Origin of the sequence: Agrobacterium leguminum (assembly GCF_005144435.2) — a bacterium.
Taxonomy (GTDB): domain Bacteria; phylum Pseudomonadota; class Alphaproteobacteria; order Rhizobiales; family Rhizobiaceae; genus Agrobacterium; species Agrobacterium leguminum.
In genome coordinates this window covers 2,383,815-2,393,468 of the sequence record NZ_CP120212.1, presented here as the reverse complement: position 1 = coordinate 2,393,468, position 9,654 = coordinate 2,383,815, and the positions used below count along the sequence as shown (strand labels likewise).

Below are 9,654 nucleotides of genomic sequence, written 5' to 3'. Positions count from 1 at the left end.
GGACCATTCGGATGCCTGATTCGGCCCATGAGTATGCCACCGCGATAATAGGGATATCAGGACGCTTCCCAGGTGCTCGCAATGTTGATGATCTTTGGTCAAACCTATGCGTCGGCCGTGACGCTAGAGAAGATTTGTCGTATGACGAATTACTAGCGGCCGGCCTCGAGCCTGAACAAATCCAAGACCCCAACTATGTTCCCGCGATCATGGCCCTGGAGGGGGCAGAGCATTTCGACAGCGCATTCTTCGGATTTGGCATGGCGGAGGCCGATCGACTTGACCCACAGAAGCGCATCTTTCTCGAGTGCGCCTGGGAAGCACTGGAGAGCGGCGCGCTCACGCCCGCGTCGTGTGATGGAGCAATCGGCGTATTTGCTGGATCTGGAACAAGCCGCTACTTCTTAGAGAATGTAGACAGGATACGTAATCGCGGTGATTTTCTTGAGCGGCTACAGGCGTTCATTGACATAGACAAGGACCATCTTGCTACTCAGGTCTCCTATAAACTGAATCTTAATGGACCAAGCCTCGTTGTCCAAACTGCCTGCTCAACCTCTCTGGTCGCAGTTCATATGGCTTGCCAGAGTTTATTGAACATGGAGTGCGACATCGCTCTGGCTGGAGGAGTTTCCGTGAGTACCCGCAAAGCGGGCTACCTTTACCAGGAAGGCGGAGTGTTATCTAAAGACGGCCGCTGCCGGTCCTTCGATGCAGATGCGACCGGGACGATATTTGCGAGTGGAGCCGGAGTTGTCGCGTTGCGTCGGCTAAGTGACGCAATTGAAGAACGCAATCCCATATGGGCAATAATTCGCGGCTCCGCGATCAATAATGACGGTGCCAACAAGGTGGGGTACACGGCGCCTAGCCACACGGGACAAAAGCGCGTCATCGAAGCAGCCCTCGCTGCCGCCGGCGTTCACCCACGACAAATTGGTTTGATAGAGGCACATGGAACGGGAACTTTGATCGGTGATGCCGTTGAAATTGCTTCTCTTACCGAAGTTTTCAACGCCCGCGCGTCTTCCGGCAAATTTTGTTCCGTTGGATCCATTAAAAGCAACATTGGTCATCTTGATACCGCGGCTGGCGTCGCAGGCCTGATAAAGGCCGCCCTGTGCTTAAAGCATCGAACTCTTGTTCCGGCAGCCAACTTTCGAACCGCGAACCCTGCGATAGCCGCTCCGTCGAGCCCATTCTACGTAAACACCGAGCTTCGCGAGTGGGTATGTGACGCTGACACAAGATTTGCAGGCGTGAGCTCATTTGGCATCGGCGGAACGAATGCACACGTCATTCTAGAAGAGTATCTTCAGACTGAAGCAAATGGCACAGACGAGAGAGAGCAACTCCTTCCGCTATCAGCAAAGACTCTACCCGCAGGGCTTCAGATCGCTAGAAATCTCCGCGATCATTCGATATCGCGATCTGAACATGCTCTCGACAGCTTAGCCTACACTCTCCAGGTGGGACGGGCCGAATTGCAATTCAGAACTTTCATGATCGCCGACTCGAGAGACGGGCTTGCCGATGAAGTGCAAAGGCTGGAAGAGGCGAAGGATAGCGCCTGGAAACATGTTCCGACGAGCCGTCCCGTGGCATTTCTGTTTCCCGGAACTACCTCAATCAGGCCTGGCTTTTTGCAGGAACTTTGCAAAACAGATGATCGTTTTAGAACGCACTTCGAAGCATGCGCAAATTTGTTCCGACAACGAGGGATCGAGAACGTTCTTAGCTTGGCCCTCTCAGCCGACACCGCGCTTTCCGATGCCGGAGCTATTTGGGATCAGCCCACTCAGTTCTCGATGCAGTACGCAATCGCTGCATTGCTAAGGGATTGGGGGCTTCAGCCTAGCGTGCTTCTTGGCCATAGTCTGGGAGAGTATGCAGCGGCATGTTGCTCGGGTGTTATTCGTTTGGAGGACGCAATTGATTTGGTCGCGCTCCGTTCTATAGAAATAGCGAAGGCGCCTCCAGGGTCAATGTTGCTTGTGGAGGCTATCGAGAGTGACATTCCGTCTTCGACATGGCCATCCGTTGACCTTGCTGCAGTTAATACACCTTGCCAGCGCGTATATTCTGGCGCGGTAGAAGACATGCGTTTTGTGGCCAATGAACTCGATCAGCTCGGGCTACCCTACAAATGGCTTGAGATCGACCGAGCGGGTCATTCTCGATTGATGGACGCCGCCTCTGCAGCTCTTACACAGGCTGCGTCCAAGGTCCATTTCAGGAAACCTCTTATTCCTTACGTCTCATCCGTTACCGGGGCGATGGTCGGCGAGCAAGAATTGTCGGACCCTTCCTATTGGGGACGCCATTTGCGGCAACCCGTGCAATTTGCATCTGCCCTTAAAACCCTCATGGACATATCGGATTGTATCCTTGTCGAAATTGGACCTGGTGAAACGCTTATCAACCTAGCGCGGCAGGCATCTAGTACCATTGTTGATGGCTTTCCGACAATGGACAAAGAGAGGCCCGCTACGCGTCGGAATCTACTGGAAGCCATTGGCAACGCGTGGGCGGCAGGAGCTCGTGTGAATTGGAACCTGCACGACCGTACGAGCCCTCACCGTGTTTCGATGCCGACTTACCCGTTTAAAAAACAACTGCACAGGTTGGAGTCCGATCCCCTGCAAGCCCAAAATACGAATAGTACCTCTTCCTCTAGTCACGACGGGCGAATGCAAACAGCAACTCCCAAATCTGCGCTTGAACCACAACATGAGATACGTCCGTCGATCGCCGGTCGCACAACACAAAGCGATGGCCACGGCATCGAAGATAGCCTGACCGAATTCATACAGGATATCTTGGGCAAGCAGGAAATAGCGCCTCACGTGGACTTTCTTGAGTTGGGTGGCAACTCGCTTACAGCGCTTCGGATATTATCCGGGCTCCGGAGCAAATTTAACGTCCATATCCCCATCGCGGAATTCATCGGAAGGGGTCGTAATGTCAAAGACCTCGGTGCCATTATCAGACGTCGCTTATCCGACAAGGCCAATACCCGCTCCGGTCCGGATACCACGCAATCACTTTCGATCAGCGCACGTTCGAGCGTCCAAAAGTATTTGGAGGAGGCCGAAAGAGCTGCTCTTGCAAGAATTCCAGACATAGAAAACCTCGCGATAACGAGGGCGGTTATCATCGGGTCCGGGGTGATGGCAAGAGGAATTGCGGCGTGTTTCGCTGATGCGGGGTATTTGACTACCCTACTTGGAAGGCAGGAATCCTCTATCCATCGGGCGATGGAAGCCATTCGAGACGACTATTCGAAGCGGGTTGCACTGCAGGAAATCTCCAACTTGGAGGCCGAGAGGCGCATAGAAAGGATTTCGTCGACGATCAACCCAGGCGTTGCTGCCGATGCCGATTTGATCATAGAGGCGGTCGTTGAAGATGCGGATGTCAAGCGTGGCTTGTTTTCCAGCCTGAGAGTAAAGGAGGGCAGTATCCTTGCGACCAACACCTCATATCTTGATATTAATGCGTTGAGTGAGGCTTCACCGAACCCAAGGGCGTTCGTAGGGATGCACTTCTCTAACCCAGCTAACTTAATGTCATTAGTTGAAGTTATTCCCCATCGTGATACCGAACCGGCCGTCGTTGAAAGAATATCTGCCCTCAGCGTTCACTTAGGAAAGATCCCTGTTGCTGTGGGCTCCACACTGGGATTTGTCGGCAACCGGGTGATGGCCGCAAGAATGAGAATGGCAGAGCGCCTTCTGTTGATGGGAGCACTTCCGCACGAAGTGGATGACGTTATGGTGAAATTTGGGTTTCCGAAGGGGCCATTCGCATTAGCAGATTTTGCCGGCTTGGACATTGGCTGGAAAGCAAGGAAGGGGCGCAATATCGAGCTGTCTATCTCGGATCGTTTGTGCGAGCGTGGTCGTTTCGGCATAAAATCCGGAAAAGGATTCTACAAGTATCGATCTGATGATCTCGGTCGGCTTGACGATCCGGTCGTACATCAGTTGATACGAGAACTATCCGACAAGGGCAGCTTTAAGCGGCGTAAAATTGCAACCGATGAAATCGCCGATCTATTGATCCTATCCATGATTGGCGAAGCGCTCAAAATAGTTGCGGAAGGTGTTGTCAGGGAGCCTTACGAGGTTGACCTGGTGCTGGTTCATGGCTTTCTTTTTCCCAGCTGGCGCGGCGGCATCCTTTACATCGCCAACGAGATCGGCATGAGCGAAGTCCGTGATCGCTTAACCGATATCGCGAGAAGCTTCGGTGACGAAAGTCTTATGCCGCCCCCTTTCATGAGCGGCTAAGCAAATGATCGGAAGCGCTCGAGAGATGAGACATCAGTCCAAACCGCAGCTGGCAAGGTCTGCACATTCCCTTCCTGTTCCTCACGTTGAAACTATGAGGGAGCCGATAGAATGAAAGGATTTTTCCGATGAGCCAAGATCCCGGTGATGCGAAATCCTACAACGTCGTTGTAAACAATTTGGGGCAGTACTCGGTTTGGGTCGCAGGCCGAGCTATTCCAAATGGTTGGCGTGCCGTTGGTCCGACCGGCTTCAAAGCAGATTGTGTGGCCTACATCAACGAAGTGTGGATCAAGATCGGGCCCGTCCATGTCCATACGGGCTCATCTGAATCTCAGCTACCGCCCAATCTAAGTCGGCCGCAGCGTGGGTAACTGAGGTGGATCTTCGCTTTACAGAGGTTGAAAGTGCGTTTCGCGAGAAGGTCAGAGGCTTTCTCGCCGAACGGCACGAGGAATTATACTCAGCAAAGATGCGCTCACTGAAGGGTCGCGAAGCAGTCGCCCTGGGCGCTCAAATTCTACAGGATACCGGCTGGTTGGCTGGCCACTGGCCTATGGAATGGGGAGGTGCCGGGCTCTCTCCTGTAGAGCGATATGTCCTCGAACAGGAATTAGAAGCCGTAGGGTTTCCCCCACGAGATCGAACCGCACTTGATCTGGCCGGACCGGTTATCTGTAATTTCGGATCGCTATCGCTCAAGAAACGTTATCTGCCCCAGATCGTGTCCGGTACTGAAATGTGGTGCCAAGGATTTTCCGAGCCAGAATCGGGATCAGATGTCAACTCGCTTCGTACTACTGCCACATTGGTCGGCGACGAAATGATTGTTGAGGGCCGAAAAATCTGGACCACAAACGCACACTTGGCCGATTTTATGTTCGCGCTGGTGCGGTTAAAAGTGGACGGAGTAACGCAGCGCGGCCTGACGTTCATCCTAATCGATATGCGCCACACGAATGTATCAATCAAGCCTATTGAGACAATAGATAGATGCCACCGTTTCAATGAGGTTGTGCTTGACAAGGTAAGTGTGCCAGTTTCGAATATTGTCGGAGAGCCCGGGCGAGGATGGCAAAATGCACGCTATCTGCTTGCGAATGAACGCCTGCTTTTATCACACTCGCCGACAACACGGCGGCGTGTCGAGACCTTAAAGGCAAGTGCGCGAGACAACAGCAATCCAATGCATCATCACGTACAATTTCGTCGTAAATTGGCGGAAGTTGAGATCGAACTACAAGCACTGGAATTCGCGATACTCCGCGTGCTTCATGCCGATCGGACAGATCCGACGATGGAGGGTCTCACTTGCGCAATCAAGGTCCGCGGTGCCGAATTGCGCCAGCGTGTTGGCGGACTTGAACTAGAAGCCTTCGAGCACCTCGCGTTGATCATGGAGCCACTCGACAGTCAGCTAACGCCCATTCGCAATTCCGCAATAGACTACCCAGACCCTTTCCTCCTACAGGATTTTCTTTATGATGTTTCAGGCTCCATAGCTGGCGGAACGACAGAAATACAGAAAAACCTGATAGCCGGTATTGCGCTGGGGCTTTAGGATCTCCCATGGATTTCTCATATTCTGCTTCCGAGCTCATGCTCAAGGAGACCGTCCGGCGTTACTGCCGCGAGAATAGCGCCCGATGCCACGGCCAGGCCTCGCAAAGTGACACCCTCCTTAGATGGGCGGCAATGGGAGAACTCGGTTGGCTTCAACCTTGTTTTGAGAAGCAAAGTGGAGAAGAGTTTTCGTTATCGCCATTGATAATAGCCGAGGAGCTTGGGCGAGCGTTGGTTCTCGCGCCGTATTGGTCGTGCGCGGTCCTCGCAGGATCGATGCTAGCTTCTTGCGATGCGAATACTTCCCTAATATCAGATTTATCCGGAGGACGCCGTCTCGTCGCAACTTCGTTCAGGAATGACAGCGAGGGTGTCTTAACAACGGCAACGATCGCAGGCTCCCGCAAATACCGGCTCAACGGCCGCCAGTTGTTGCTGGTCGGAGGCCCCACAGCAGACGCCTTCCTCATTCCGGCGCGCCTTGGATGCGGACGGGATGAGACATTCGCTCTTTTCCTCGTTGACAGTCGAGCAAACAGGTTGAAGACTTTTCATTACGTTACGGTCGATGGCGGCTTAGCTTCGGATCTCGTGCTTGATGACGTGGAGCTGAGCGAGGACGCCATGATAGGACGATGCGATGACCTTAACGGATTATGTCATATCGCTTTCATTGCCCTTTCTGCCGAGCTGGTCGGCATTATGGACAATGTTGTCTCGACGTGTCGTGAGCACCTATTAGTACGCCGGCAATATGGATCCCCGCTTTCTTCATATCAAGCGCTACAACATCGGATGGCCGAGATGTTCGTGGAGTTGGAACTTTCACGCTCGATCCTTTATTCGGCCATCCGATCACTCGCCCTTATGCGAGCCGAGGAGCGAAAACCTGCTGTCTATTCGGCCTACTACCATATTTGCAAAAGCGGAGATTTTGTTTGCCGAAACGGAGTTCAACTTCATGGCGCAATGGGAATGACAGAGGATTATATAATCGGCAGATGCTTTAAACGTTCGATAATGATATCACGCTGCATGGGCAGCCTTGACAAAATTCTTGATGATATCACGAGTTCAATCTAGTTGGGTATCACAGGCATGTTTCCAACACGAAGCGATGATGTTCATGCCATCTATTCCATATCGGCCCTTGAAGGTCGTTTGATGGTCCGAAGTAAACATGACATCGGCTATGTACGAGTTGCATAGGGGGTCAATCCTAACCCGAACGTCGTGGAAGTCCAGAAACTTCGGCTCCAGCTGAAAATGCGCCTTGTAAACCGCCTCCTTTATGCAGAAGATAAGCGTTAAGTAGTCTACGCCCATCGACCCAATTTTTCCGGAATAAGGCTCGTCAGGCCGAAGGACGTTGTCAGCCAGATCGGTCGTCACTGCACCAACAATTTCGGTGTCGACTCCCACTGATCTGATCATTTCTTTTAACGCAACCACCGCAATGCACAGATTAGTGCTGTGGGTGATGCTACCCACTACTCCCGGCGGCCAGACAGGAGCTCCCCCATCTCCCTTCAAAATGGGAAATTCGCGAAACCCCAATCGCGCTAAAGCCTGCCGCGCGCAGTGTCTCCCAACGCTGAATTCTGTCCGGCGTTGATAAATTGCGCCCCGGATGACTGCCTCTTCCGCCTCGAGTAAGGGAAAGGCCTCTTCGGTTATGTTGCGTGCAGCGACGAACACTCCCTCAGGAAACAGACGGTCCCAAACTGGTCCGATGCAAGACTTTTTGATCGGCTGACAGTTCTTATCCATGATCAATGCTCCCGAGACGCATGGTCGCTGCTCGCCGTTCCGAGGAGATATAGCCATAGTTACAACTGGAAGTTCGAGTGCATTTCACACTTTTGCATCCTCGAGTCAAATGCTATCGTGGTAGCAATATGAGCATTGGACAATCGTGACTAGAGAAGTTGATGTGGTTTTGCGGCTCGTCGGCATTGCGATCGACCAATCAACCAAAGGCCTCAATCGAAGGAATTTTACATGACAGCGGAGACGGTTGCACCCACTTTGAGTTTTTCCCCAATAGCATCTTGCTACGACGAAAGATATCAAGCCCCCACTCAGCTTCTTATGAATTGTTATGATAGGCTCGTAACGTATGGCGCACTTCCCGCTCAAGGCGTTATCCTCGACGCCGGCTGTGGCACGGGGCAGATGTCGCTGCCACTCGCGGAACGCGGCTATGAAATAAGAGGATACGATGTTTCCGAAGAGATGGTGGCGGCCGCTCAGAAGAAGGTGGCTCCTAATCAGCATGCGAAATACATGGTAGGAGATGTCCGGAAACTACCCGAGCAAGACGGCGCTGTGGATGCAGTAATTGCTTGTAAACTCCTTGTGCACGTGAGCGATTGGCGAAATGCTGTTACAGAGCTTCTGCGAACACTGAAGTCCGGCGCTTCCTTTATCCAACTGAACGATGCGGTCGCTTTGGAAAATACCGTTCGTGACTACTTTGGAAAACTTGCAAATGAGGCCGGTTTTGAAAACCGCTTCCTTGGACTTCACCCAGCGAAAGAATACGAATTGGTCGAGTTGCTCGATAAGCAGGGCTGCTCGGAGGTAAGAGTGGACGTCAGCGACCTCAGCTGGTCGCGGGAAATATCTTACGGGGTGATCCTCGATCAATTTAAGAAGCGCTTCTTTGCGGAGTTTTGGCCAATTCCGGTCGTGGAATACGAACGCATACTGGAAGAGACTGCAAGATGGGTCGACCGGCTACCGATGGGACGAAATACTGTCGAGACAATAGTACCTCGACTTTATGTGCGGGCGTTTAGAAAGAGCTAGCGCGATCGCAAGCCGCGCTGGAAACCAGCATAGCCACAATCGGCAACAGCGGGGTATCTTACAAATTGCTCTTGCGCCCCAGTACGCCCGTCGCACAATGCATGGCACCCCCGCCTTTCATGGTTTCATCGAGGTTTATCGTTACTACGTTCACCCCGCAGGCTTCTACCTGCTTCCGCAATGAAACTGCGCGCTCATTCATCAAGACCGTTTCCTGGTTCAGGCAAACTGCATTGATCGCCATAGAAATATCGGCCTCCTGCTCGTCATCTATTATAACAAGATTGTACCCATGCCGACGCAGCTTCTCATAAATAACGTAAGAAACTCTCCTGGGGAATAGCACAGCCGTCTTACGATTCAGGATCGAAACGACCCCATCCAAGTGACCGCACCCGTAGGTGGTTTGAATATTCGTCACCTCGATTCCCTGCGAGACCAACTCCTGAGTAACTTGTTCGGCTCCAAGAGAATTACTACGGATACCCTCAGCAACAAACGCGTGACCATCGTCAAAGAAAACGATATCCGGTCCCTCGAAAACGCCTGACCCACCCACACTTTTCACAATCGGAATGCCCATGCTAGCGAGCATCGCGGTGACCTCGACTTCTTCGCCCGCCCGTTTCTCAGACGCCATGCGACTGATGAGAGCGCCCTGAGGCGTCATCGTGAAAAGATCTCGCATGAATACATGGTTTGCCATAGGCCGCACAGGCTCAAAGAAATACACGGAAACATCATGTTTTCGATAAAGTTCGGCGAGAAGAAGAATTTCGCTTCGCGCACGCTCGATTTGCATTTTCGCAACCCAGTCCACGCTCGAGGGATCTGTAACTCGGTTTAGCTCCATATCTGGCAAATGCAGCAGGACAGCGGAAAGATCATCACCATCGTGTTTTACCGCGAGCGGAGACTGATTTGTCGCACGACCGTCAGCACGCGCGCACCAGCCGGCCCCACCGTGGGCAGAATCAACAATTCCCAT

Annotated in this window: 7 protein-coding genes; 5 read left to right on the top strand and 2 right to left on the bottom strand. The window is 52.5% G+C overall.

The window, feature by feature from the left end; all coding sequences use genetic code 11:
- Positions 1 to 11: 11 nt before the first annotated feature.
- From CFBP4996_RS25405 to CFBP4996_RS25390, 4 genes are all read left to right on the top strand, one after another.
- On the top strand, positions 12 to 4,292 hold the full coding sequence (locus tag CFBP4996_RS25405) for a type I polyketide synthase (protein WP_080853328.1): 4,281 nt from the start codon (positions 12 to 14) through the stop codon (positions 4,290 to 4,292).
- Positions 4,293 to 4,420: 128 nt separating this feature from the next.
- Positions 4,421 to 4,666, top strand: coding sequence for an MbtH family NRPS accessory protein (locus CFBP4996_RS25400; protein ID WP_080853329.1), 246 nt, complete (start codon positions 4,421 to 4,423; stop codon positions 4,664 to 4,666).
- Positions 4,667 to 4,671: 5 nt separating this feature from the next.
- The gene (locus CFBP4996_RS25395) at positions 4,672 to 5,853 is read left to right on the top strand and encodes an acyl-CoA dehydrogenase family protein (RefSeq protein WP_080853330.1); all 1,182 of its coding nucleotides are present in this window, start codon (positions 4,672 to 4,674) and stop codon (positions 5,851 to 5,853) included.
- Positions 5,854 to 5,861: 8 nt separating this feature from the next.
- Positions 5,862 to 6,938 carry an acyl-CoA dehydrogenase family protein gene (locus CFBP4996_RS25390; protein ID WP_080853331.1) on the top strand — a complete coding sequence of 359 codons (1,077 nt, stop codon included), beginning with the start codon at positions 5,862 to 5,864 and terminating at the stop codon, positions 6,936 to 6,938.
- On the opposite strand, the gene CFBP4996_RS25385 is transcribed toward CFBP4996_RS25390, so the two are convergent.
- Positions 6,930 to 7,625 (bottom strand): 4'-phosphopantetheinyl transferase family protein, encoded by a 696-nt coding sequence (locus CFBP4996_RS25385; RefSeq protein ID WP_162936008.1) that lies wholly within the window; start codon positions 7,623 to 7,625, stop codon positions 6,930 to 6,932. The genes CFBP4996_RS25390 and CFBP4996_RS25385 overlap by 9 nt on opposite strands.
- Before the next feature lie 231 nt (positions 7,626 to 7,856).
- Here CFBP4996_RS25385 and CFBP4996_RS25380 point away from each other — a divergent pair, with 231 nt between their 5' ends.
- Positions 7,857 to 8,666 (top strand): class I SAM-dependent methyltransferase, encoded by an 810-nt coding sequence (locus CFBP4996_RS25380; RefSeq protein ID WP_080853333.1) that lies wholly within the window; start codon positions 7,857 to 7,859, stop codon positions 8,664 to 8,666.
- 58 nt (positions 8,667 to 8,724) lie between these two features.
- Here CFBP4996_RS25380 and CFBP4996_RS25375 read toward each other — a convergent pair whose 3' ends face one another.
- Positions 8,725 to 9,654 (bottom strand): dimethylarginine dimethylaminohydrolase family protein, encoded by a 930-nt coding sequence (locus tag CFBP4996_RS25375; protein WP_080853334.1) that lies wholly within the window; start codon positions 9,652 to 9,654, stop codon positions 8,725 to 8,727.